The 23376-nt window shown below is 59.9% G+C and carries 19 protein-coding genes and 2 tRNA genes; 11 read left to right on the top strand and 10 right to left on the bottom strand.

The genetic code is table 11. The features are described 5' to 3' along the window. The first annotated feature begins 2 nt into the window (after positions 1-2). The 4 genes from RYZ20_RS02760 (at position 3) to RYZ20_RS02745 (ending at position 2461) form a co-directional block, all read left to right on the top strand. Positions 3-497: a YIP1 family protein gene (locus RYZ20_RS02760; protein ID WP_317670338.1), complete on the top strand. Its 495-nt coding sequence runs from the start codon at positions 3-5 to the stop codon at positions 495-497. Continuing rightward, positions 497-1102 carry a Yip1 family protein gene (locus RYZ20_RS02755; RefSeq protein ID WP_317670337.1) on the top strand — a complete coding sequence of 202 codons (606 nt, stop codon included), beginning with the start codon at positions 497-499 and terminating at the stop codon, positions 1100-1102. Before RYZ20_RS02760 ends, RYZ20_RS02755 begins: the two co-directional genes overlap by 1 nt. 13 nt (positions 1103-1115) lie before the next feature. Then, entirely contained in the window at positions 1116-2336 is a 1221-nt protein-coding gene (locus RYZ20_RS02750; RefSeq protein WP_317670336.1) for a cysteine desulfurase, read from the top strand. A 48-nt stretch (positions 2337-2384) separates the two neighbouring features. Next, positions 2385-2461 (top strand) — tRNA-Arg (locus RYZ20_RS02745). A gap of 399 nt (positions 2462-2860) precedes the next feature. Here the strand turns inward: RYZ20_RS02745 and RYZ20_RS02740 are convergent. Next, complete coding sequence (locus RYZ20_RS02740) at positions 2861-6130, bottom strand: beta strand repeat-containing protein (RefSeq protein ID WP_317670335.1); 3270 nt, start codon at positions 6128-6130, stop codon at positions 2861-2863. 637 nt (positions 6131-6767) lie between these two features. Here RYZ20_RS02740 and RYZ20_RS02735 point away from each other — a divergent pair. After that, complete coding sequence (locus RYZ20_RS02735) at positions 6768-7622, top strand: helix-turn-helix transcriptional regulator (RefSeq protein ID WP_317670334.1); 855 nt, start codon at positions 6768-6770, stop codon at positions 7620-7622. Between the two features lie 39 nt (positions 7623-7661). On the opposite strand, the gene RYZ20_RS02730 is transcribed toward RYZ20_RS02735, so the two are convergent. From RYZ20_RS02730 to RYZ20_RS02695, 8 genes are all read right to left on the bottom strand, one after another. Continuing rightward, positions 7662-7832, bottom strand: a complete 171-nt coding sequence (locus RYZ20_RS02730) for a hypothetical protein (protein ID WP_317670333.1) — start codon at positions 7830-7832, stop codon at positions 7662-7664. Between the two features lie 277 nt (positions 7833-8109). Further along, a tRNA-Ser gene (locus RYZ20_RS02725) sits at positions 8110-8199 on the bottom strand. Between the two features lie 172 nt (positions 8200-8371). Continuing rightward, complete coding sequence (locus RYZ20_RS02720) at positions 8372-8989, bottom strand: TetR/AcrR family transcriptional regulator (protein WP_317670332.1); 618 nt, start codon at positions 8987-8989, stop codon at positions 8372-8374. Next, positions 8982-9863: a polyphosphate kinase 2 gene (gene ppk2, locus RYZ20_RS02715; RefSeq protein ID WP_317670331.1), complete on the bottom strand. Its 882-nt coding sequence runs from the start codon at positions 9861-9863 to the stop codon at positions 8982-8984. Before ppk2 ends, RYZ20_RS02720 begins: the two co-directional genes overlap by 8 nt. 76 nt (positions 9864-9939) lie before the next feature. Then, positions 9940-10860: a homoserine O-succinyltransferase gene (locus tag RYZ20_RS02710; RefSeq protein WP_317670330.1), complete on the bottom strand. Its 921-nt coding sequence runs from the start codon at positions 10858-10860 to the stop codon at positions 9940-9942. A gap of 39 nt (positions 10861-10899) precedes the next feature. Next, complete coding sequence (locus RYZ20_RS02705) at positions 10900-11754, bottom strand: ATPase (protein ID WP_317670329.1); 855 nt, start codon at positions 11752-11754, stop codon at positions 10900-10902. A gap of 66 nt (positions 11755-11820) precedes the next feature. After that, a complete protein-coding gene (locus RYZ20_RS02700; RefSeq protein ID WP_317670328.1) occupies positions 11821-12726 on the bottom strand; it encodes a DMT family transporter in 906 nt (301 codons plus the stop codon). A 117-nt stretch (positions 12727-12843) separates the two neighbouring features. After that, positions 12844-13950, bottom strand: a complete 1107-nt coding sequence (locus tag RYZ20_RS02695) for a hypothetical protein (protein WP_317670327.1) — start codon at positions 13948-13950, stop codon at positions 12844-12846. Between the two features lie 396 nt (positions 13951-14346). Here RYZ20_RS02695 and RYZ20_RS02690 point away from each other — a divergent pair, with 396 nt between their 5' ends. The 5 genes from RYZ20_RS02690 to RYZ20_RS02670 all read left to right on the top strand — a co-directional run bounded on the left by RYZ20_RS02690 (position 14347) and on the right by RYZ20_RS02670 (position 21500). Continuing rightward, positions 14347-15246 (top strand): GNAT family N-acetyltransferase, encoded by a 900-nt coding sequence (locus RYZ20_RS02690; RefSeq protein WP_317670326.1) that lies wholly within the window; start codon positions 14347-14349, stop codon positions 15244-15246. A 74-nt stretch (positions 15247-15320) separates the two neighbouring features. Next, a complete protein-coding gene (locus RYZ20_RS02685) occupies positions 15321-16286 on the top strand; it encodes a TDT family transporter (RefSeq protein WP_317670325.1) in 966 nt (321 codons plus the stop codon). Positions 16287-16355: 69 nt separating this feature from the next. Beyond that, positions 16356-17807 (top strand): IMP dehydrogenase, encoded by a 1452-nt coding sequence (gene guaB, locus RYZ20_RS02680; protein WP_317670324.1) that lies wholly within the window; start codon positions 16356-16358, stop codon positions 17805-17807. A gap of 99 nt (positions 17808-17906) precedes the next feature. Next, positions 17907-19073, top strand: a complete 1167-nt coding sequence (locus RYZ20_RS02675) for an RsmB/NOP family class I SAM-dependent RNA methyltransferase (protein ID WP_317670323.1) — start codon at positions 17907-17909, stop codon at positions 19071-19073. 243 nt (positions 19074-19316) lie between these two features. Continuing rightward, the gene (locus RYZ20_RS02670; RefSeq protein WP_411572320.1) at positions 19317-21500 is read left to right on the top strand and encodes an ATP-binding protein; all 2184 of its coding nucleotides are present in this window, start codon (positions 19317-19319) and stop codon (positions 21498-21500) included. Here RYZ20_RS02670 and RYZ20_RS02665 read toward each other — a convergent pair. Further along, positions 21488-22105 (bottom strand): hypothetical protein, encoded by a 618-nt coding sequence (locus RYZ20_RS02665; RefSeq protein ID WP_317670321.1) that lies wholly within the window; start codon positions 22103-22105, stop codon positions 21488-21490. The two genes, RYZ20_RS02670 and RYZ20_RS02665, sit on opposite strands and share 13 nt — an antisense overlap. Before the next feature lie 202 nt (positions 22106-22307). On the opposite strand from RYZ20_RS02665, the gene recA reads away from it, so the two are divergent. After that, entirely contained in the window at positions 22308-23375 is a 1068-nt protein-coding gene (recA, locus tag RYZ20_RS02660) for a recombinase RecA (protein ID WP_317670320.1), read from the top strand. Position 23376 lies beyond the last annotated feature (1 nt).

The following is a 23376-nucleotide window of genomic DNA, read 5'->3' as shown; positions in this document are numbered from 1 at the left end:
GAATGGGCATTTTCCCCCGCATCCTACGCACTTGGCGCAGCCCCCGCGTGGTCATGCGCGAGATCCTTGCCGCTGGCACGCGCGAGGATCGGGCGCTGGCGACGCTCGTGGGGGCGGCGATTTTGCTGTTCATCGCGCAATGGCCGATCCATGCCCGCGCGGCGCATCTGGACCCGTCGATCCCGCTGGACGCGCGGATCGGGGGGGCGCTGATGGGGGCGGTGTTTCTCTTGATGCCGCTGGCCTACCTGCTGGCCGCGATCAGCCATTGGGTTTGCGGCAGTCTTGGCGGGCAGGGGAGCCATTACCGCGCGCGCATGGCGCTGTTCTGGGCGCTTCTGGCGGTCGGGCCGTTTATGCTTTTGAACGGGCTGGTGGGTGGTTTCGTCGATAACCCGCTATCTCAATCGTTGGTAAGCGCCATCGCGGGCGTCATGTTCGTGGTGATCTGGGGCGCCAACCTGCGCGTGGCCGAGTTCGAACCGGAGACTCTCTGATGATGCCCTTCGATCTGCGCAAACTGGTGTTTCGGACGGTTGTCGCGCCGCAAGAGGTGGCGCGCGCGCTGATTGCGTGGAACCCGCCGAACGAGGCGCGCTGGATCGGCGTTGCGCTGGTGGCTGTCGCCTCGGTCATTCTGGGCACGGTGGGTGAGGGGCTTCTGACGGTCCTTTCGCGCGGGGGGGTGCCCTTTAGCAATATGGCGTTTACGCTCGGGCCGATGCAATTTGTGATGCCGGTCGTGATCGCCTTCCTGATGGCATTCATGGGGCGACGTTTTGGCGGCACGGGGCAGTTCCGCGACGCGCTGTTGCTGAGCGCATGGATGCAGGGCGTGATGACGGTCATTCAGGCGATCCAGATCGTCGTGATGATCTTTTTCCCGATGACCGCCCTTGTCGCGCTAAGCTTCGCGATCATCGCGCTGCTGATGCATTTGCTGGTGAATTTCACCGCCGCGCTGCACGGGTTCACCAACCTCATCAGCGTTGCCGCTGGCGTCGTATTCACTGCGATTATAGTGATTTTCCTGACTGCCCTCATACTGGGCGCCTTCCTGTCATCGGCCGGATTTGTTCCGGTCGACGCCCTGCCTTCCTGAGGAGTCCCTTCGCATGTTCGATGTCGAAAAGATCCGTGCCGATTTTCCGATCCTCTCGCGCAAGGTGAACGGCAAGCCGCTGGTTTATCTCGATAACGGGGCTTCGGCGCAGAAGCCTCGGGTTGTGATCGACGCGATGACGCGCATGTATGAAGAGGAATACTCCAACGTTCACCGTGGCTTGCACTTCCTTTCTAATGTTGCGACCGAGAAATACGAAGGCGTGCGCCAGATCGTTCAGCGCTTTTTGAATGCCCCGAACGAGAGCGACATCGTCTTCACCACCGGCTCGACCGAAGGGATCAATCTGGTCTCTTACGCCTGGGCCGCGCCGCGCCTGCAACCGGGTGACGAGATCGTTCTGTCGATCCTTGAACACCACGCGAATATCGTGCCGTGGCACTTTTTGCGTGAACGTCAGGGCGTTGTGCTGAAATGGGTGGAATGCGAGGCCGACGGATCGCTGCCGCCCGAAAAGGTGATCGAGGCGATCGGCCCGAAAACCCGCCTTGTCGCGATCACGCAGATGTCGAACGTCACCGGCACCCGCGTCGATGTGAAAGCGATCACGCAAGCCGCCCATGCGCAAGGCGTGCCGGTTCTGGTTGATGGCTCGCAAGGGGCGGTGCATGGACCCGTCGATGTGGCCGACATCGGGTGCGATTTCTACGCGATTACGGGGCATAAGCTTTACGGGCCTTCGGGGTCGGGCGCGATCTATATCCGCCCCGAGCGTCAGGCCGAGATGCGCCCCTTCCTTGGCGGCGGCGATATGATCGACACGGTTACGCGCGACGCCGTGACCTATAATACGCCGCCGATGCGCTTTGAGGCCGGCACACCGGGCATTGTGCAGCAGATCGGGATGGGGGTTGCGCTCGATTACCTGATGGGGATCGGGATGGACAATATCGCAGCCCACGAGGCCGATCTGGCGGCCTATGCGCAGTCTCGGTTTGAAGGCCTGAACTGGCTGCATGTGCAAGGCACGGCCGCCGGCAAGGGGGCGATCTTTTCGCTGACGGTCGAGGGGGGCGCGCACGCCCATGACATCTCGACGATCCTTGATAAGCGTGGAATTGCGGTGCGCGCAGGCACCCATTGCGCGATGCCACTGATGCAGCACATGGGGGTTTCGGCAACCGCGCGGGCCTCGTTCGCGATGTATAACACCCGCGCCGAGGTCGATGCACTGGTCTCTGGGCTGGAACTTTGCCACGAGTTCTTTGGCTGATTTTCACCCGTTGCCCCTGCCGCCCGAGTCGGGTAAGAGCAACCTCAGGCACCCGTAGCTCAGCTGGATAGAGCGCTGCCCTCCGAAGGCAGAGGCCACAGGTTCGAATCCTGTCGGGTGCGCCAATATTTCCAATGGATAACGTTGTTTTGGGGCGGCTTGTGCAAGCGGTGTATCCGGTGCTTGTAACGCTTTGCCTCGCCTGACATGAGGTCCGGCGCATCCTTGGATAAATATCATATGCGCGACTGAGTGGTGTCCATAGACCTGCTAGATCAGCTTGATTCTGGTTGGGAAGGGGACCAGCTGTCTGCACCGCCTTGCAGCGCCCGTGTAATCGAAACGGGCGTGAGGCCAGCCTTGGCGCGGTTACGAACCTGTCACGAACGCGGCCCCGGCGGCCAAGGAATTTGCGTGGACGCAGGGCAAGCCTGTGTCGCGTTAAGGCTCCGCTCATACTGCACCGCTGCCGACGGAAAAGGGCGGCCCTGGGGCCGCCCTCGGTCGTGGTATCTGTGCGGTGCTCAGAACCTGTGCTGGAGGTTCACCGCCACGCTGGAGCGCGTGCTGCCTCCGACACGGTCCACGATCACGCGGATAGCGGCATTTCTCAGCCCGTCTGCGGAGTGGCCCGTAAGGCCAAGCTCGGCACCGGCGCCGCAATCTTGCGTGGTGGTCGTGGCCGTCGCGCGTTCGCACACAAGGCGTGGCGCGAAGCTCAGTTGTGCGTTGCTGTTGGCCACCCGCGTCGCATCCAGCGCCCAGATCACCTCGGGCCGAAGTGTCAGATTGGCGATCGTCACATTGCCCGCATCGAGGCTCAGCGTGTCATCCACCAGCCCGTAGGCCTGACCTGTAAAGCCCACGTTGCCAATCCAGGTCTTGCCATAACTGAACGCCAGTTCGGGACGGAACTCATACTTCGCAAACGTATAAACCCCCGACAAAGCGCCCCCGAGCGTGGCCGTGCGCGTGGTGTAATCGCTGGTCAGAGCCAGCACGTCATTGGCCATATCGAGGTTGTTGCGGCCCGCACCAATCGAGACAAAACCATCTGCGTAGATGTTCGCGGCCAGTTGATGCACCGCATAGCCGCCGACCGAAACGCCCACGCGGTCCTGCTCGCCCGTGAAGCTGCCATCGAGGCTGGAATGCGCCAGTTCACCACCGATGAAATAGCCCAGCATCGTCTTGTCCGAGGTCTTGCGCTCCCACGCGACCTTGCCATTCACAGTGGCCGTGGTGGAACCCGTGGCACTGTCGTGCTGGACGTCGAAGTCGCCAAAGACGAGGCGGCGCGAGCGGCCCTCGAAGTCACCCGTTTGACCAAAGAATGTGCCGCTTGTGCTGAGGCGACCAGCGCCCAGGTCAAACTTGCCCGAAATGTCGAAGGGCACAATTTGGCTCATCGACGCGGTGTCTCCGCCTGCCTGTTGCGAGATAAACCGCCCCCGCGCGCCCGTCACCATGCGGCGGTTGGAGGCCAGTGCACTGCGCAGCGAACGCGTCGCATCATCGGTGATCACTCGCTTGATTTCGGCTTTGTGCTTCTCGAATTCATCCGCAGGTGAACCCGCCAGCACGGTAAATTCGTTCGAAGCCGTATTGGGGTTGCCCCCGGAGTTCGTGACGGCTCCTGCAAGAACCTGCACGAGAACGGTTTGCCCCAACACAGGGTCAATATCCGCTGTAAACTTCGAGGAAGACCCGGCAACTGCGCTTACAGAGACCACAGAACCATTCTCAATGCGCAACTCGGACGCAATCAGATCGCTGGAAACATCCTCGTTGAACTCGATAGCAACGGAGAAACGCGTAGTTACCACCTCAGTGGGACCGCTGACCTCCACCGTCGGAATTAGGGTGTTGGCTGTATATACCGTCGCTTTGGTCGTCACCAAAAGGTTGCCCGCATCGTCATAGGCTGTGACGGAGAGTTCCAGGCTACTACTCTTCAAAGAGCCGGCGGAAAGATCGAATGTCGCGGTCCACACGCCGTTGCTTTCGGTCGCAGTCACGGAAGCTCCGCCTCCGAAATCAGAGAAATCGACCTTCACGACATCAATCGTATCGGTATTGTTTGCCGTCCATGCCACGGTGACGGTGTCGCCAGCCTTGAAAGCGTCGGATGGCCCGGTGCCACCAGTGACAGCAATATCCCCATCAACGACGGAGGGTGCGACGTTATCCACAATGGCATTCGTCGCATCGGCGGAGGAGGTTGCGTTGCCCGCTGTATCAACGGCCGTCACGCTCACATTGCGGCTGGTGGCGTCAATTGCGCCCGCTGCGATGATATAGGTCGCTGTCCATGTGCCGCTGCTGTTACTTGCCGAAACCGCAATTCCTCCACCAAACTGCGAGAAATCGACAGTTACCGAGGCGAGATCGGTATTGTTGTCGCCTCCCTCAGTGTTGTTCCACGTCGCGGTGACTGTATCGCCAATCTTGAAGGTGCCTTCGGTGCCTGTCGCGCCGCTTATGGAGATATTGGCATCTGTTACGATCGGGACGATGGCGTCGACGGTTGCGTTGCTCGTATCTGTTGTTGTCGTGGTATTGCCCGCCGCATCGGTCGCCTTGACCGAGACATTCAGGTTTGCGCCTGTGGTGCTGGTGGAGGCAATGGTGTAAGTCGCGCTCCAGGTGCTGCTGCTGAGCGAAGCCGCAACGGCAGAGCCGCCGCCAAAGGCCGAGAAGTTCACACTCACCGACCCAAGGGTTGCCGAAAGGTTGGTGTCGCCGTTGCCGCTGCTCGCGTTCCATGAGGCTTTGACCGTGTCACCCACCTTGAACACGCCGCCTGTGCCTGTGGCCCCGCTCAGCGAGATTTGCGCGTCGGTTACGACGGGGTTGGTCGTGTCGATCACGATGGCCTTGTTGGCCCCCAAAGACCCGGTCGCGCCCGGCGATGCCAGCGTCAGATCGGCGGCATAGTTGCCACTGTTCTTGATCGTTCCTGCAAGCGCCGTGGTCGCGGTATAATCCAGGTCCGCCGAGGTGTCGCCGGCCTGAACGGTATAGGTGAAGTTCAGCGTATTTGAGGTGCTGCCGCTGGTATAGCTGGCCGCACGATCCGTGGCGCCCGTTTCCAGCGTCAGCGTTGGTGTCCCGCTCACCGTCACCGCCTCGTCAAAGGTCACCTGAATACTGACCGCATCCCCCGCGTTGTAATAGCCGTTCGCCGTGCTGGAGGTGACTCCCGTCACATCAGGCGTAGATGTGGCATTGATTGTTACCGTTGGGTCGCTGGCAAGGCTTTCTGTCCCGTCCGAGGCCTGTATCGTCAGCGTCGCGTATCCATTCCCCGATCCATCGGTGGCTGTGGTGTAAGTTATATTACTTGCCGTATCGAGATATGTGTTGATATCGGCTGCCAGGCCCGTCAGCGACAGCGAAGTGCTGGCACTGCCCGACACCGTTACATTGCCGCTTGAGGTGGCGTACAGTTTGCCCAAAGTCGTTGAAATCGTCACAGTCAGGCTGTTGTCATCCGCATCCGCGAATGTTGCTGCGCTCAGATCTACGTTGCTTTGAACATCTTCCGCGACGTTCACGCTCGTCGGCACACCCGAAAGCGTCGGCGCCGAGTTCGTTGGAATATCATTTAGCTTCGTGCTGTCGCCGATGAATAGAGAGACTGCATCCGCACCGTTAACGCTATACTTAAAACCAACGACCTCGGTCGTAGCGTAGTAGCTCGTGGAGGCGTCCGGCATCGTCCCAGAAATCTTGATGGCGTCCGCCGTTACGCCAAGGCAGGTTGCCAGCCAGTCTTTGGATGCATCAGTCAAGTTTGTCACGAACGAAGCTTGCCCGTCGGAGGACCATTTGCTTCCTATGCTGCGCGGAAAGCCAGTGTCGACTATTATGTAAGTTTCCCCGTCAGAACTATCGGGAAAATTGCTGACAGGCGCCACATTGCTATATGTAACCGCGCAAGTCCCGATGCTCGAAACCGAGCTCGTGGGCGAAGATTCCGTTAGGGCAAATCCGGGCCCGCCGATCGTGGTAACTCCCGCTGCGAGAGCTACCACTCGTATCCAACTTCTCATTCTTTTAGCCCCCCCGAGGCCCGGGCGACCAAGCGCCTTTTGTAAGCCCCCCAGAATGCTCATGCGACCTGATGGGAGGCTGTGGGTGAAGATAGCTCCGCGCCGGATCATTCTCCGGTCGCGAACGCCGCCATTTGCTGAATTTTCTGAAGCTCGCGCCTCATGAGCGGCGTTTTCTAGCAACGGGGAAGTCATTGACAAGAAATAACTAAACCCGTTCACATGTCGGAACTCGTCGGCGTCTGTTGCCTAAATTCGTTCGCATTTGTGAACAAGGCGTATACCAAAGATGGGTCGATTATCCGTTCGGTCCCGTTGACTTCAAGGCCATCATGGCGCCCCTGTCTTTGCCGAATATCCCGATGAATGACTTGGCATGAAAGACAGCCTGACATCCCCTGAACATAGTTCGGGCAGCCTTAATATCTCGGTTCCCGAAGTGGCCGAGATGTTCCGGAAGGTGGTGCAAAAAGCAGCTTCGCAACTGGATCTATCGCCAGCACAGCTGGCGGAGCAGGCGGAGATTCCGAAGTCCACCCTCTCGATGATCCTGTCGGACAAGAATGACCGGCTGCCCAGCTTGATGAACTGCCTCAAGCTGGCCTATGCCTTGCATCTTGATATTGCCGACTTCTTCCCGCTTGTGAATGCCCGCACCCGGTATTTGGGCGATCTGAAGGGGGCATTTTTGCACCCCAAGCAGATTTCCACGCCGAAACTGTTCGAGATCCTGCAAGAGCTGCAACCATGGAGCAGCGCTCAGTGGTGCCCCTATAACATCCCTGACTTCTGCAAAACGCCCGAGTTTCTGGCGATCGAAAACCGGATTCCGCTCGAGGCGGCGCAGGCACAAATCGGGATATACAATCAGGCGAGCTACCTGAATGTGCCGGGCGTTATCTTGCTGCGCGCCTCGGTTCTAAGAGACCTTATCGAGCGGCGGAATGTGTTTTCTCGAGTATCAGGAATTACCGCCCTGAAAATGCTGGAGAACATTAAGAAGTTTGCACAGAATTGCCACGATCAGGCGAAGATCGTTGTTGCCGACGAAACCACGCAAAGCACAGACCCGATCCTTATTCTGAATGATCGGATTGCGATCACATATCCTTTCGGAAGTTACTTTGTTTCGACAGACCGAGGGATGATTGGCTATATGCGGGATCGTTTCACTCACTACGCCCACACATTGCCCAGCTTTGAGGACTGGTTTTCTGACGCGACGAAATAGGGCAGGTTGACCTTTGCCGTAGATGAATGCTGGCCGTGGTCAGGCGATGCCGGGGCAGAGTTTCCAGAGCGCGCGTTGCGACGTTTGATCCTGCGCGAAGTCTGCGCCGCTGCGGGTGTCGAGGATCGTAGGAACGTCAAATTCAAACTCACAAGCATAGTAGTTTGCCAAGTCTGACGTTGAAGTGTTCAGCAATTCGTCGCCGTTCATGGCCTCAATAGATGCCACTAGCTTCTGTTTCCAAGCTTCCTGCGTGGCGAACCAATCGCCTTTGTTAAAAAGGTGGTCTTCTGGCGTTGAACTGTAGCGTCGTATAATAAACTCGCATTGTGCGTGAACTCTTGCGACTAACTATATGTAGAGCGAGGCCGAATACCAACGCGCAACTTACGCTTTCAAACCGGCGAAAACACCGGCTGAGAAAGAGTAGTAGAGCGTTAGTAGGTTTTGGCGACTTGCCGAATTTCTAAATGAAATCAAAGGCAAGTGGCGGAGAGACAGGGATTCGAACCCTGGGTGGGCTCACACCCACAACGGTTTTCGAGACCGCCCCGTTCGACCGCTCCGGCACCTCTCCGCATCGGTGGTCTTCTTGGTAGAGGGGGATTTATAGTGAGGCGCGTTGGCTTGCAACCCCCGATTTGCGAAAAAATCACTCGCGCGACAGAAAGATTGGGTCACATCGGTTCGTGAGCCGCTTTGTCGGTGAAAAACAGATGAAAAACATGTAGTTAGGTGCTGGGTGTGTGCTAGTGGTCAGGAGCAATGATCCCAAGTCCGCGCAGATATACGCCGATTCCGCTTTCCAAAAGCTCTTCGGGCGGGAAAGGCGCGCGGGCGCCTGGCTCGCCTCGGGCATAAAGCTCGACCACGCCGTGACTCATCGACCAGATGTGGGCGGCGACCATCGCCGCGGGCGGACGGCGGTCTGCGGGTAGGTGGTCGGTGATCGAGGCGGTCGCGCGCTCCATCACGCCCAAGGCCCGCGCGGCAAGCGGCGCCAGCAGGGGGACGCGGTTCGGCGACAGGCCACTCTCGAACATCGCCATATAATGCCCCGGATACTTGCGTGCGAAGGCCAGATAGGCCCGCCCGGTTGCGCCAAAGGCGGCCAGCGGCGAGGGCTTGCCGTCATTCCAGGCGTGCTCCATCAGATCCGCGAAAATCGAATAGCCCTGACGCGCGCATTCGATGATCAGCGCCTCGCGCCCGTCGAAATGGCGGTAGACGGCGGCGGGGGTGACGCCTGCGGTCTTGGCGGCCTCGGAAAGGGTAAAGCCGGTCGGACCCTTTTCCTCGATCAGGTCGAGTGCCGCCTCAACCAACGCCTGACGCAGATTGCCGTGATGATAGCCGCGCTTAGACATTCAGAAGGTCAACCCCGCCGCAGATCGAAGCGTCAATTGTACCAATAGCTTGGGTGTCTTTCTTCGCGTAGTCCACGGCAGTCAGAACGGTCTGGATTGCGGCGATGCGGGCGCGTTTTTTGTCGTCCGATCGGACCACAGTCCAGGGTGCATGCTCGGTCGAAGACCGCTCAAGCGTGTCCTGAATTGCTGCCGAATAGGCGTCCCATCTCTTGAGCCCCTCGACGTCGATCCATGAGAGCTTCCACTGTTTGAGCGGGTCATTCTCGCGGTCGAGAAAGCGTTTCAACTGCTCGGCGCGCCCGACGTTAAGCCAGAGCTTGACCAGCACAATCCCCTCATCGACCAGCATTTTCTCGAAACTCGGAAGTTGCGCGAAGAAATGCTCGCGCTGTTCGGGGGTGCAAAAACCAAAGACATGCTCGACCACACCGCGGTTATACCAGCTGCGATCGAAAAGCGCGATTTCACCGGCAGCAGGCAGCCAATCGACGTAGCGCTGGAAATACCATTGGGTCGCCTCGGTCTCGGTGGGTTTTGGCAGCGCCACGACATAGGCCGAGCGTGGGTTCAGGTTCTCGCGCATCCGCTCGATCGTGCCGCCTTTTCCGGCGGCATCGCGCCCCTCGAACAGAACGACAAGGCGCTTGCCGGTCGCTTTCAGATCCCAGAGCATCTTGACCAGTTCGATCTGGAGCGCCTCCATCTGGCGTTCATAGGCTTTGGATTTCAGCTCCTCGCGGTAAGGGTAGCTTTGCGAGAGGATGTCGTCCTTGCCCGCATGTTCAATGGCTTTGCGGATCTCCTTTGGCGCCTCGTCTTTCAAAAAGCGGGTGATGTCGCCCACGAAGGGGATGTCCTGCGCTTTGCTCATGGCCTGTCTCCGTCTGCCCATCGGAAATGTTAACGGAGTTGACTATAGCGGCGGACGAATACCCCGCAAGGGGCGCCTAGCGTCCGATGTCGGCCAGATCGTAAGGCGTCCCCTGATAGACCTCGTTCACCCAGTTGCCGTAAAGCAAATGTGCGTGCGATTTCCAGCGGTTACTGGGTGTCTGCGAGGGGTCGTCATCGGGGTAGTAGTTCAGCGGCACGTTGATCGGCTTCCCGACCGAGACGTCGCGGTCATACTCTTCCTTCAGCGTGCCCGAGTCATACTCGAAATGGTTGAACACATAGAGCGCGCGGTGCGCTGCGTCCTCAACCAGACAGGGGCCGGTTTCATCTGAATCCAGAAGAATTTTCATCCCTGCCGCCTTGATCTCGTCGCCACGCATCTCGGTCCAGCGGCTGACCGGCACCAGAAGGTCGTCCGAGAACCCGCGCAGATAGGGTGAGGCGGGCGCACAATTGTGGTGACGGAAGCAGCCGAACGCCTTGTGGTCCAGCGCGTGTTTATTGACGCCGTGGAAGTGATAGGCCATCGCCATGCCGCCCCAGCACACGCCAAAGGTCGAGAACACATGGGTTTGTGTCCAGTCGAACACGCGGCGCAGCTCGTCCCAGTAGGTGACCTCCTCGAAGGGGATCTGCTCGATCGGCGCGCCGGTGATGATCAGCCCGTCAAACCGCTCGCCCGAGGCTTCGACCTCTGCGAAGGGGCGGTAGAAGGCCTCCATATGCTCGGCGGCGGTGTTCTTGGTCTGGTGCTCGCTCATGCGGATCAGTTGGAAATCAATCTGCAAGGGCGTCGCCCCGATCAGACGCGCGAACTGGTTCTCGGTCTGGATTTTCTTCGGCATCAGGTTCAAAAGACCAAAGCGCAAAGGACGAATATCCTGCGTAGCGGCACGCCCCGGCGACATCACCATCACGCCTTCCTGCGACAGAATGTCGAAGGCAGGGAGCGTTTCCGGGAGCGTGATAGGCATTGGTTTCAGTCCTCTACAAGGCGTTATTAAGGTAACTCGTTACGCAGGCAACTTGCTTTCAACAAGCGATCTAAAGTCTTTTTCGTCGCGGACAAGGGCAACCTCTTCGGCCTTGACCGTGATCCCCCAGTTTTGCGCCATCGCGCGATAGCGCGGCTGGCGGTGTTCGAGCGCCTGACGATAGGTCCAGCGCACGAAGTCATCGGGATCGACCTCGTCCTCTTTCAGCCCGCGCTGCACGCGGTATTCGACCCATTTGCGTTCCAGAAACTCGGGCTGGTAATACATCGGCTTCGGCGCGCGATCGAAACGGCGCACAAGCTCTTCGGTATGCGCGTCAGAGCCTTCGATCCAGACCATCAGCAGGTTTTTCGACAGATGCGTCATAATCGGATCGTTCGGATCGTTCGGATCGACCACCTCGCAGATCGACCCCCCCGTATCGCAGATGAAATTGCCGATCCGGTAGATCTCGTCCGCGCGGTTGATGAAATGGCCGGTATCCAGGAGCGCCGAGGTCTCGGCCACGCGGTGCTGGTTCTGGCGGTGGGTATATTCGTCAAAGGGCAGGCCGCCCCGCGCAGGCGAGCCGGGTTTGCCCAGATAGGTGGACAAAGGCGCAAGGTTCTCAAAGGTGATGTTCGACGCGATATAGACCGAATCCGTCAACAACAGCTCGCGCAGAAGCGGCACCTTCATCGCCTCGCGTTTGAAGTTGTCCGCGATATATTCGCCCATGTAGCGCGTTCCGATGCGGTAATCGATCGAGTAGTGGAACCAGGCCCGCTCACGCAGCATCGCGCTGACATAGGTCTTGCCCAGTCCGGACATGCCAAACACAAGCACACGCTTGCGCGTTGCAGCGGTCCAGTCTGCGCGGGTCTTGTAGATCATTCGCTCACCTCATGCTTGCCCAAGGACTTAGCGCAAAACCAAGGCGCCCGTCACGCAGGATTTGCGTCAGCTTTTCTCGGAGCGCAGGATCAGAAGGCCAAGGGTCAGCACCACGAAGCCCGTGATTTCGTTCATGCCCAGGCGTTCGCCATAAACAACGGCACCCGCGACGATGGCAAAGGGCGGGATGAGCAGCCCGACAAGCGAAATATTCGCCATACCCGCGACTTGCAGGATGTGGAAATACAGCAGATAGGCCAGCGCCGAGCAGACAAAGGCCAGCCAGACGACGCCGGTCAGGCTTTGGATCGGCCAATTGAAATCCGGGACACCCTCGACCATCAGCATCATCGGGATCATCCATACGGCCGCACCGGTCAGCGCGCCAGCGGCCGAAACCTCGGGGGCGAAACCCCGCATCAAAACGCGCGCGAGGGCCGCGCCAACGCCATAGGAAAACGAGGCAGCCACAATTGCCCATTGGCCTAAGGCGCTTGGGTCAATGGTGGTCAGTGATTCCCAGCCAATGGCGATGATGACCCCGGCAAAGCCAACCGCGACACCAAGGGCTTTATGGCGCGTCAGGCGCTCATCAGAAAAGACAACGGCGGCGATAACAACGCCAAAGACCGCCGCCGAGGCGTTCAGGATGGAGGCAAGGCCAGCGTTGATATGCTGCTGCCCCCAGACGATCAGCGAAAAGGGAAGGGCGTTGCCAAAGGCCCCCATCAGCAAAAAGGCAAGTACGGGGCGCAGGCCTGTTGGGCGTTTGATGCCGCGTGCGAACACATAAACCCAAAGGAAAAAGGCGCCACCCGCTACTCGAAAGGCAACAGTGGTCAGGACGCCCACGCCCTCAAGGGCCGCGCGATTGGCCAGAAACGAGCTGCCCCAGATCATTGCAAGGATCAGGAGCAAGCCCCAAGTCAGGGGCGCCATGCGGGATTGAAGGGCTGGGATCGGTTGGCTCATGCGAGGTTTTTAACGATCCAAAAGACCGCTCGCCACCCGGAACTTGTGCCCGATACAAGAACAGAAAAAACCCCGCCGTTTCCAGCGGGGTTTCGATGCTGATTTCAAGCGTCTCGCTTAGAAGCTGTAGCCGATGCGGATACCCGCGCCCCAGCCTTTGTTGTCGGTAAACGAGCTGTTGTAGACGCGAGTGGTCGCATCGCCGATATCGACGTAGCGAACACCGCCCGTGATTTTGACGTTTTCCTGGGTGTAGGTGGCCGCGATTCCGTAGGATTTGAAGCCGTCCGTCGGGCCGAGGTTGCCGGTCGGATCGCCTGCCGATTTCTCGTAACCGTACATGATCGCGCCCGACCAGTTCTCATTGAACTTGCGGCCAAGCCCGAGGCTGTAGGTGACAACATCGTTGTCATAGTAGACGAGCGGATCGCCGTAAGTCGCCGAGTAGCCTTTGGGGTCAAGCTTGAAAGCTGACCAATCCACCCAACGCACCGAACCGAAGAGCAAGGTGTTTGCGGCGATGCCAGTCTGGAAATCAAGGTTCACCGATTGCGGCACTTCGGTCTCAAACTGATCATCGGCGCCCGGAACCAGGGAGGACTCGGACAGCGCCGTGAAGTTGTGCGTGATAGCCGAGTTATAGGTCAGCGAAACGCGGGCTGCAATTTCCGGCTTTTCCCAGGCGACGCCCAGAACATAGCCAAAATCGGTCTCTTTCGTCGACTGTAGCGCATATGGGGTAGGGCCTATGCCGGGAACAAATACGTTCAAATCTGCCACACCAGATGTGCGCAGGGCCCGCACCCCGCCAATGAGCGAGACGTTCTGGGGCATTTTGTAGCGCATCAGCGCGGTCAGCGAGTCGCTTTTGATTTCGGCGGTGGAGCCTTGAATCACATAGTTCGTGCCGGCTGCGTAATTGACATCGGCTCCAAGCGGCTGATCGTAGATGATCGCCAGATCAAGCTTGTCAGTCAGGGCTTTTTTGTAGCCGAAGGACAGCGACTTGTAGTTTCCAGCCATGTCGCCCGACCCGAAGCCGCCAAGGGCCGGGATCGCCGTGCCGGACACGCTTGGGTTTACCGCGCCGAAGTTGAATTCAAGATAGTTGTCCGCATTCTCGAATAGAATTGCGGTCGATTGCGTGGAGCGTTCGATCCCCCCTGCGACGGCGGACCCGGCAGCAAAAGCCAGCACGCTTGCCGTCATGAGTACGTTTTTCATTGTTGTTCCTCTTCCCTGAAAGAATACTTTCCCTTCACGTCAACGCTACCATGACACGATTGTGAATCAATTTGCACGATGGGGTGACGTGGCGTCGATTGACAAGCTGTTGTGATGCTGCGGCGCAGCTTGTTGCGAGGGCGACACGGTTTTCGCATTTTTATCGTCATCTTGCACTGAACGGTTCATTTTGCATTGGTTTTTCAAACCCATCCAACGAGTCGCAGCATGGCGAAACTTGCAAGCCAGAGTGCCGAGAACACCGTCGCGGCGATCAGAGCCACCCATAGTGTCAGGCGGGGTTCGGGGATGGGGTTTTCGTCGCTTGCCATGTCGGCCTCGTGGTTGTTGTCCCCATTAATCGTTCATTAGGTAAATTTTGTTTTAACACCTCTCATGAAAAATATCGTTTTTCAGCATTGGACGGGGAACGGGCGCGGGTGGGACACGGCCTTGCGGGCGCTGTCGCCGCATCGGAGCACGGCGATGCAGGCCGATTTCACCTATGGCGAGATCGCGCGCGGGGCCGGTCGCGGGCTGCGGCGGATGGTTGCCCTGCTCAATGGGCGGCCTGTCGCCATGGCGCAGATCGTCGGGCGCAAGGGGGTGTGGAGCTGCGCCCGCGCGCTGGTGATCTGCGGCGCCCTTCAGCCCCCGGACCACCGCAGGGTGTTGCGCGGGCTGGCGCGCGAGGTTCCCGGCGTGCTTCTGGCGATGCCGGAGGAGCCGGTTTCGGGCAGGGGGCTGGTGCCGCTGATTACCCCGCGCCATCAGGCGATATGGGCGCTTGAGGCGGATGAACCCGCGCTTCGGGCGGGATTGCAGGGGAAATGGCGCAATCGTCTGGGGCGTGCAGAGCGCGAGATTGCGCAGGTCAGGCCGGCGCGTGACCCCGCATGGATTTTGGCGCAGGAGGCCAGCCAGCAGGTGCTGCGCGGCTATCGCAGCCTGCCGCCGGGGTTTGTCTTGGCATGGCAAGCCGTTGCGGGGTCCAAAGGGGTTCTGACGCTGGAGGCGATGGGGTGCGGGGAGGCGCCGCTGGCAGGGGTGGTGGTCCTGCTCCACGGTGACAGCGCGACCTATCACGCGGGCTGGAGCGGCCCCGAGGGGCGCGAGACCGGCGCGCATAACCTGCTGCTGTGGAGGGCGGCTTTGGCGCTGCGGGCGCGGGGGGTGCGCTGGTTCGATCTGGGGGATGTCAACTCCGAGCGCGGCGCGGGGCTGATGCATTTCAAGCTCGGGACGGGGGCGCGGGTCCGCGAACTTGGCCCGACACTCTGGAGCCTGCCGGGGTAGACAGCGGCTCTTTCCTCGGGCGCGCAAATGGTGCAGATTGCCCTCCGTATTAAGGTTGACGAGGCAGGTGTCCGATGCATTTCAAGGCTCCGAACCCCACGCCCAAGGGCTTGTGGCGGCGTGTTCCTCCGGCGGTGTTCCCGCCGATCCTTGGGCTGTTGGGGCTTTCGATGGCGTGGCGCCGCGGCGCGCCCGAGTTCGGCGTGCCGGTTGAATTTGCGCAGGTTCTGGGCGGGGCGGTGACCCTGCTGGCCGCTTTCGCATTGGTTGCTTTCGCGGGCAAGATCGTGCGCCGTCCCAAGGTTCTGGCCGAGGATCTGCGCATCCTGCCGGGGCGGGCGGGGGCGGCGGCCTCGGTGTTAAGCGTGTATCTGATCGCGGGGCTTCTGGTGCCGTTCGTGCCACAGATGGCGGCAATGGTGCTTTATGCGGGGCTGGGGCTGCACGGAGTTCTCACGCTGGTTGTGCTTTATGTGTTCGCTACGGGTCCGAAAGAGCAGCGCCGCGTCAGCCCCGTGTTCCAGCTCATCTTCTCGGGCTGGATCGTGGCTTCGGTGGTTGCTACGGGCATGGGGAAGACCTCTGTGGCCTTTCCGCTGTTTTGGGTCGCGATGGTCTCGGTCGTTGTAATCTGGACGGTGCAGATGCAGCAATTCGGAGCGGCCAGCGTGCCCGCGCCCCTTCGTCCTCTGCTGGCAATCCATCTGGCCCCCGCCGCTCTTTTGGGAACGGTTGCGCAGGGGTTTAACTCCGAAGCGATGGCAACCATCTTCGCGGTGCTTTGCGCGGCGATTTTGGTCGCGATGATTGGCGGTGTGCGCTGGCTTCTGGCGGCGGGGTTCTCGCCGATGTGGGGGGCGCTGACCTTCCCGCTGGCCTCTCTTGCAGGGTTCTGGCTGGCGATGGGCGGCATCTGGCGGGTGCCGGGCGGGCTGGTGCTGGTGCTGGCGACGCTGGTGATCCCCTGGATCGCGTTTCGCATCCTGAAAGACTGGGCCAGCGGGTCGCTTGCGATAAAAACCAACGCGGCTGCCGCCTGAGGGGTTGCTTTCCGGGGCTATGCGTGGAATGGGGACGTGCCAATCGTTCCCTGCCACGGAGTACCCCCAATGCAGATTCGTGAGGCTCTCACTTTCGACGACGTTTTGCTGGTTCCGGCGGCAAGCTCTGTGCTTCCCTCGACCGCTGAAACATCGACCTTTGTCACCCGCAAGATCAAGCTGAAGATTCCGCTGATGTCCTCGGCGATGGATACGGTGACCGAGGCGCGTATGGCGATCGCGATGGCGCAGGCGGGCGGCGTGGGCGTGATCCACAAGAACCTTGATGTTGCCGCGCAGGCCGCCGAGGTCGCCCGTGTGAAGCGTTTTGAATCCGGTATCGTTTATAACCCTGTCACGCTGACAGCCGATCAGACCATCGCGGATGCGCGCGCGCTGTGCGCGACCTATAATTTCACCGGCTTCCCCGTGGTTGATGCCGAGCGTCGCGTTGTGGGTATTGTGACCAACCGCGATATGCGCTTTGCGACCTCTGATGATACGCCGGTGTCTGCGGTGATGACCTCGGACAACCTTGCGATCCTGCGCGAGCCTGCCGACCGTGACGAGGCGATCTCGCTGATGAAGGCGCGCCGGATCGAGAAGCTGCTGGTCACCGATAACCAAGGCCACCTGACCGGCCTTCTGACGCTGAAAGATACCGAGATGGCGGTGCTGAACCCTTCGGCCTGCAAGGACGAGCTGGGGCGCCTGCGTGTGGCGGCGGCTACCGGCGTGGGTGAGGCAGGATTTGAACGCTCGGCTGCGCTGGTTGATGCGGGCGTCGACATTATCGTCATCGACACGGCGCATGGCCATAGCGCCGGTGTGCTGGAGGCCGTGAGCCGCGCCAAGAAGGAATTTGGCGATAAGGTTCAGGTGATCGCGGGCAACGTGGCGACGGCGGCAGCGACCAAAGCGCTGATCGACGCGGGCGTCGACGCGGTGAAGGTGGGGATTGGCCCCGGCTCGATCTGCACCACGCGGATGGTGGCGGGCGTTGGCGTGCCGCAGTTGACCGCGATCATGGATTGCGCAGGCGCAGCAGGCGACGTTCCGGTCATCGCGGATGGCGGCATCAAGTTCTCGGGCGATTTCTCGAAGGCGATTGCGGCGGGGGCTTCGGTTGCGATGGTCGGCTCGATGATCGCGGGGACCGATGAATCCCCGGGCGAGGTGATCCTGTATCAGGGGCGCTCGTTCAAATCCTATCGCGGGATGGGCTCGCTTGGCGCGATGGCGCGCGGCTCGGCGGATCGCTATTTCCAGAAGGATGCGGCGTCGGACAAACTCGTTCCCGAGGGGATCGAGGGGCAGGTGCCGTATAAGGGGCCGGTCTCGACCGTTCTGCACCAGATGGTGGGCGGTCTGCGCGCCTCGATGGGCTACACGGGCAACGCGACCGTGGCCGAGATGCGCAAGAACTGCAATTTCGTGCGTATTACCGGCGCGGGGCTGAAGGAAAGCCACGTTCACGACGTGCAGATCACGCGCGAAAGCCCGAACTACCGGATCGGCTGATTTCGGAACGACAGACCCCGGCCTTAGCGGTCGGGGTTTTGTTTTGCGCGCCCGCAATCTTTGTTTGCCTGCGCGCGGGCAGAGCGCTAGGAAGCGCGCATGACCCCAGCCGCCCGTATATCCGCCGCTATCGAGATTCTGGACCGCGTTCTGGCCGGTGCTCCGGCGGAACGTGAACTGACCAATTGGGGCCGCGCAAATCGGTTCGCGGGGTCCAAGGACCGCGCCGCGATCCGCGACCATGTGTTCGATGCGCTGCGCTGCCTTGGCTCGTTCGCGGCGCTTGGCGGGGCGCGCACAGGGCGTGGGGTGATGCTGGGCGCGCTGCGGGCCAGCGGGCAGGATGTGGCGGCGCTGTTCAGCGGCGAGCGCTTTGCGCCCGCAGTCGTGACCGAGAGTGAGGCTGCAGCGCTGGACGCGCCTGCTCCCGACGATCTTGCGCAGTTTGACTGGCCCGCGTGGATGCTGCCGCAATTGCGCGAGGCATTGGGGGATGATTTCGGCACGGTTTCCGAGGTCATGCGCCAACGCGCACCCGTGACGTTGCGGGTGAATATCGCGCGGGCCACCCGCCCCGAGATGATCGAGGCGTTGGCGGCTGAGGGCATACAGACGCTCCCGCACGAGACCGTCGAAACCGCACTGATCGTGACTGACGGCGCGCGCAGGGTGCAGACTTCACAGGCCTATCTGACGGGGCTGGTCGAGGTGCAGGATGCCTCGTCGCAGGCTGCGGTGGGGCTGATCCCTGTGCCGGATCGCGCGCGGGTTCTGGACTATTGCGCGGGCGGCGGGGGGAAGGCCTTGGCTTTGGCGGCGCGGTTTCCTGATTCACAGATTTTTACCCATGATATTGACGCGGGCCGGATGCGCGATATTCCGGTTCGGGCCGAACGCGCGGGGGTGAACCTGCATGTTTTACCGCCCGGAAAGCCGGAGAAGTCCTATGATGTCGTGCTGGTCGACGCGCCGTGCTCCGGGTCCGGCACTTGGCGGCGCTCTCCCGAAGCGAAATGGCGCCTGACGCCGGAACGGCTCGATGGGCTTGTGAGGATCCAGTCGCAAGTTCTTGATAATGCTTCCAAACTTGTTTCCAGTGGGGGCGCCCTTGTCTACATGACCTGCTCGGTTCTGCCCTGCGAGAACCATGACCGCATTGCCCATCTGGCTGCGGATGGTCGGTGGTCTTTGGAGGCCGCGCAACGCTGGTTGCCCGACCCGCAGGGCGACGGGTTTTACTATGCGACGCTGCGCAAGCTGGCCTAATGGATAATCTTGCCAGACGAATGCCACAGCCCTAAGTTGATAATCGGGTGGGTGTTAATCAAGATTTAAGTCTTTTCACGCGCAAATAGGGGGCCGATTCTGAAGAGGAGCGATGACTTGGCCCATCCGGACCTGCCCACTCAGCCCTTGGGGCGCACTGCTGAGTTGCTTGCTCCGGGGGTGATCTATCTGGTTCTGCTGGGGGTGATTGTCGGCGGCGCGGGATTCGCTGTGTCCGATCATATGCTTATGCTCATTCTTCTGTCCGTCGGTGGCAGCCTGCTGGTGCTCGCGGGGGCGATCCGCGCCATTTCTGCCCTTCGCGCGCGCAGCCGCCAGAAACTGCTCGATCAGATCGCGCGTTTCGTCGCCCATGATGCCTCGCCCAGCTTTACCGCCGATGCAGACGGGGCAATTCATTTCCAGAACCACGTTGCGCTTGAACGCTTTGGCTCACGCGGGGGGCAAACGATGACCCGCGCCCTGGGGGAGTTGTTCGCCAATCCGGGGTCGGTGGTGAAACGCCTTCAATCGCGCGCCGAGACATTGGGGTCCGCGCGCGATGATCTGGTGACGCGGCGCGGACATGTCCGGCTTTCGGTTCATGCGATCGGGCAGGACCGCTATCTGTGGCGGCTTGAGGATATGGTCGAACGTCCGTCGGGCGGCCGCGGGGCTGATGCTATCAGCCTGCCCATGCTGACTGCTTCGAAAAACGGGACTGTGCTCTTTATGAACGAGGCGCTGCGCCGCCTGATTGGTGAGCGCGTTCCAACGCTCGACCGGATATTCACCGAACTGCCGCTGCGCAGTGGCGAGGAGCGGGAGATTGCGACGCCTGTCGGACCGGTGCGCGCGCTGGTGGTCGAGCTGGAAGGCTCGGCGGGGCGGAGCGAGATCTACCTGCTGCCCGCAACCGACACACCGGAGCGCCCGAAAGAGTCGGCCTCGTTCGAAACCCTTCCCGTTGCGCTTTTGCGGATGACAGGCGACGGGCGCGTCATTGCCATCAACCGGGCAGGGCGCGCGATACTGGGCAAGGTCGAGCCTGAAACCATGCTCTCGGATCTGCTTGAAGGTCTGGGGCGTCCCGTGAATGACTGGGTGGCCGATGCGCTCGCCGGTCGCGCAGAACGCCGCCCCGAGGTTTTGCGTGTCCGTCGTGGTGATAGTGAGGTGTTCTTGCAAGTCACCCTGTCGCGCGTTGTCGATGGCGGACGGACGCATCTGATCGGGGTGCTTTCCGATGCAACGCAGCTCAAGACACTCGAGGCGCAGTTCGTTCAGTCGCAAAAAATGCAGGCTATCGGCCAACTTGCTGGTGGTGTGGCGCATGATTTCAACAACTTGCTGACAGCAATTTCTGGCCACTGCGACCTTTTGATGCTGCGACATGACAAGGGGGATCCGGACTATGCCGATCTCGATCAGATCAGTCAGAATACCAACCGGGCAGCCTCGCTTGTTGGGCAATTGTTGGCGTTTTCCCGCAAACAGACGCTCAAGCCGCAGACCATAGATTTGCGCGATACGCTATCCGACCTGACGCATCTGCTCAATCGGCTGGTGGGGGAAAAGGTTACGCTGTCATTCAGCCACGACCCTGCGCTGAAACCTGTCCGCGCGGACAAGCGTCAATTGGAACAGGTGATTATGAATCTCGTTGTGAATGCCCGCGATGCGATGCCGGGTGGTGGCGCGATCGAGGTCAGTACCTTCAACGAGTTTCTGGAAGAGGATTATGCCCGCGATCGCGTTTCTGTTCCGAAAGGTGCTTATGTGGTCGTTCGCGTTTCGGATGAAGGCACGGGAATTGCGGCCGACAAGATCGGCAAGATTTTCGAGCCGTTTTTCACCACCAAACGTGTAGGTGAGGGAACGGGGCTAGGGCTTTCGACGGCATACGGTATCGTCAAGCAGACGGGTGGATATATTTTCTGTGACTCCGTCGTCGGGTCGGGGACCAGTTTTTCGATCTATCTGCCCTCCTACGCGCATCTGGCCGGAGCGTCTGATCCGGTCGAAATCGCGCAAATATCCGAAGATACGCCCGCCGAACCTCGTCAGGCCACAGTTCTTCTTGTCGAGGATGAGGCGCCCGTGCGCGCTTTCGCTGCTCGTGCCCTGCAACTGCGTGGCTATACGGTCCTCGAGGCCGATTGCGGCGAGGAGGCGCTCGAGATGATCGAAGATCCCGCCGTTCATGTTGATATATTCGTGACCGATGTCATTATGCCTGGAATGGATGGACCGACCTGGGTCGCCAAGGCGCTGGAGCAACGCCCTGGAACGGCTGTCGTTTTTGTGTCGGGCTATGCCGAAGACGTTTTCTCGGAAGGTCGCGCACCGGTTCAGAACGCTGTGTTCCTGCCCAAGCCGTTTTCGCTGAGCGAGCTAACCGCAACCGTGCAAAATCAGCTATCCTGAGGCGGGTGCTCTGGTCCGATCGTCCCGTAAAGCCGGAAATCATCCGCCAGAAACTCCCGCAGACGGATTTCGGTCTCGGGGCGGAGTTTCGTCTCGACGGAGGGCGGCACATTGACCCGCGGCAGCGTGATCGCACAGTCGAGCCGGTCTTCAAGAAACCGCACCAGCGAGTCCATGTCCTCATAGCGAAATAACCGGTCGATCAGCAATCCACCGTTCTCGTCTGTCAGATAGTCGGTTTGTTTTCCGATACCGGCAAACCGGTGCGTTTGATCCGACAGACAGGTCTCGATGAACTGTTCGAAACTTTGGTTCGGACTGTCGATCTGCGTGGTATCAAGTTCATCGCGATGCATAAACCGATACCACGAGCGCAGCCAGTCAAGCGGGTGACGCATCAGTGCGACAGTCGTGAAGTGTTCGCCAGACGCCGAATGCAGATAGGGCGCGAGATGGGCTGCATAATCGCGCGCGGCCATATGTTTCAGTGGATCAGGGCGCGGCATGGAGACTGCCGCCAGCGGGTCAAGGGCCATCTCGACCGCTGTCGATCCGGCCTTCGGGGTCGCCAGGAAAACAAGTCTCTGATCCCAGAAAATCAACATTTTACGCTCGCGGCCAAAGAAAGAATACGCAGCCAATGCATCTAAACCTTTCGTTAATCAATGTCCCGCATGGTTAATCCATAGTTTTTAGTTGAAATGTTCTCTTTTTGTGCTCATAACTGCGAAGAGGAACAAAAAGCTAACACATCATGGGGCGAACCGATTGCATATCGGGCGGGCTTCGTGGAATAAGGTGGCAACCATGGCAATGACGGGCCTTTTCGAGATGAAAGACAAACAGAGTGCAGACAAGCAGCGCGCGCTGGAATCGGCGTTAGCGCAGATCGAGCGGCAATTCGGGAAAGGCTCGATCATGAAGCTTGGCGCCGACAATCCGGCGGCAGAGATCGAATCGACATCCACGGGGTCGTTGGGCCTTGATATTGCGCTCGGGATCGGCGGTTTGCCGAAAGGCCGGATTATCGAAATTTACGGGCCGGAAAGCTCGGGTAAGACCACGCTGACGCTGCATGCAATCGCGGAAGAGCAGAAAAAGGGTGGCGTTTGCGCCTTTGTGGACGCGGAACACGCGCTTGATCCAAGCTATGCGCGCAAGCTGGGTGTTAACCTTGATGAATTGCTAATTTCGCAACCCGATACGGGCGAGCAGGCGCTGGAAATCGTCGATACGCTGGTGCGTTCGGGCGCGGTTAACCTTGTCGTGGTCGACTCGGTGGCGGCCCTGACCCCGAAAGCGGAAATCGAAGGCGATATGGGAGACCATACCGTCGGCGCGCAGGCCCGTCTGATGAGCCAGGCAATGCGCAAGCTGACCGCCTCGATCGGGCGCAGCAATTGTATGGTGATCTTCATCAACCAGATTCGGATGAAGATCGGCGTGATGTTCGGTTCGCCTGAAACCACGTCTGGGGGGAACGCGCTGAAATTTTATGCCTCGGTGCGCCTGGATATTCGGCGGATTGGCGCGATTAAGGACCGCGACGAGGTTGTTGGCAACCAGACCCGCGTAAAAGTCGTGAAAAACAAGGTGGCGCCGCCCTTCAAGCAGGTCGAATTCGACATCATGTATGGCGAAGGCATCTCGAAGGTTGGTGAGCTGATCGACCTCGGCGTGAAGGCTGGAGTCGTGGATAAATCGGGCGCCTGGTATTCCTACGGGGATGAGCGCATCGGCCAGGGCCGCGAGAACGCAAAGCAGTTCCTGCGGGATAACCCTGATATGGCCTATGAAATCGAGGATAAAATCCGCGCCTCGCACGGGCTCGATTTCGGGGCAAATGAAGAGGATGACGCGCTTACCGAAGAGTAAG

Origin of the sequence: Pseudothioclava alba (assembly GCF_033100795.1) — a bacterium.
Lineage (GTDB): Bacteria > Pseudomonadota > Alphaproteobacteria > Rhodobacterales > Rhodobacteraceae > Pseudothioclava.
This window is presented reverse-complemented; position numbering and strand designations above follow the sequence as displayed.

What these genes read in the sequence shown, in the direction of transcription:
- RYZ20_RS02760 (WP_317670338.1), top strand. Translation starts at nt 3, where the DNA reads ATGGGCATTTTCCCCCGCATCCTACGCACTTGGCGCAGCCCCCGCGTG.
- RYZ20_RS02755 (WP_317670337.1), top strand. Translation starts at nt 497, where the DNA reads ATGATGCCCTTCGATCTGCGCAAACTGGTGTTTCGGACGGTTGTCGCG.
- RYZ20_RS02750 (WP_317670336.1), top strand. Translation starts at nt 1,116, where the DNA reads ATGTTCGATGTCGAAAAGATCCGTGCCGATTTTCCGATCCTCTCGCGC.
- RYZ20_RS02735 (WP_317670334.1), top strand. Translation starts at nt 6,768, where the DNA reads ATGAAAGACAGCCTGACATCCCCTGAACATAGTTCGGGCAGCCTTAAT.
- RYZ20_RS02730 (WP_317670333.1), bottom strand. Translation starts at nt 7,832, where the DNA reads ATGAACGGCGACGAATTGCTGAACACTTCAACGTCAGACTTGGCAAAC.
- RYZ20_RS02720 (WP_317670332.1), bottom strand. Translation starts at nt 8,989, where the DNA reads ATGTCTAAGCGCGGCTATCATCACGGCAATCTGCGTCAGGCGTTGGTT.
- ppk2 (WP_317670331.1), bottom strand. Translation starts at nt 9,863, where the DNA reads ATGAGCAAAGCGCAGGACATCCCCTTCGTGGGCGACATCACCCGCTTT.
- RYZ20_RS02710 (WP_317670330.1), bottom strand. Translation starts at nt 10,860, where the DNA reads ATGCCTATCACGCTCCCGGAAACGCTCCCTGCCTTCGACATTCTGTCG.
- RYZ20_RS02705 (WP_317670329.1), bottom strand. Translation starts at nt 11,754, where the DNA reads ATGATCTACAAGACCCGCGCAGACTGGACCGCTGCAACGCGCAAGCGT.
- RYZ20_RS02700 (WP_317670328.1), bottom strand. Translation starts at nt 12,726, where the DNA reads ATGAGCCAACCGATCCCAGCCCTTCAATCCCGCATGGCGCCCCTGACT.
- RYZ20_RS02695 (WP_317670327.1), bottom strand. Translation starts at nt 13,950, where the DNA reads ATGAAAAACGTACTCATGACGGCAAGCGTGCTGGCTTTTGCTGCCGGG.
- RYZ20_RS02690 (WP_317670326.1), top strand. Translation starts at nt 14,347, where the DNA reads ATGAAAAATATCGTTTTTCAGCATTGGACGGGGAACGGGCGCGGGTGG.
- RYZ20_RS02685 (WP_317670325.1), top strand. Translation starts at nt 15,321, where the DNA reads ATGCATTTCAAGGCTCCGAACCCCACGCCCAAGGGCTTGTGGCGGCGT.
- guaB (WP_317670324.1), top strand. Translation starts at nt 16,356, where the DNA reads ATGCAGATTCGTGAGGCTCTCACTTTCGACGACGTTTTGCTGGTTCCG.
- RYZ20_RS02675 (WP_317670323.1), top strand. Translation starts at nt 17,907, where the DNA reads ATGACCCCAGCCGCCCGTATATCCGCCGCTATCGAGATTCTGGACCGC.
- RYZ20_RS02670 (WP_411572320.1), top strand. Translation starts at nt 19,317, where the DNA reads ATGCTTATGCTCATTCTTCTGTCCGTCGGTGGCAGCCTGCTGGTGCTC.
- RYZ20_RS02665 (WP_317670321.1), bottom strand. Translation starts at nt 22,105, where the DNA reads ATGTTGATTTTCTGGGATCAGAGACTTGTTTTCCTGGCGACCCCGAAG.
- recA (WP_317670320.1), top strand. Translation starts at nt 22,308, where the DNA reads ATGGCAATGACGGGCCTTTTCGAGATGAAAGACAAACAGAGTGCAGAC.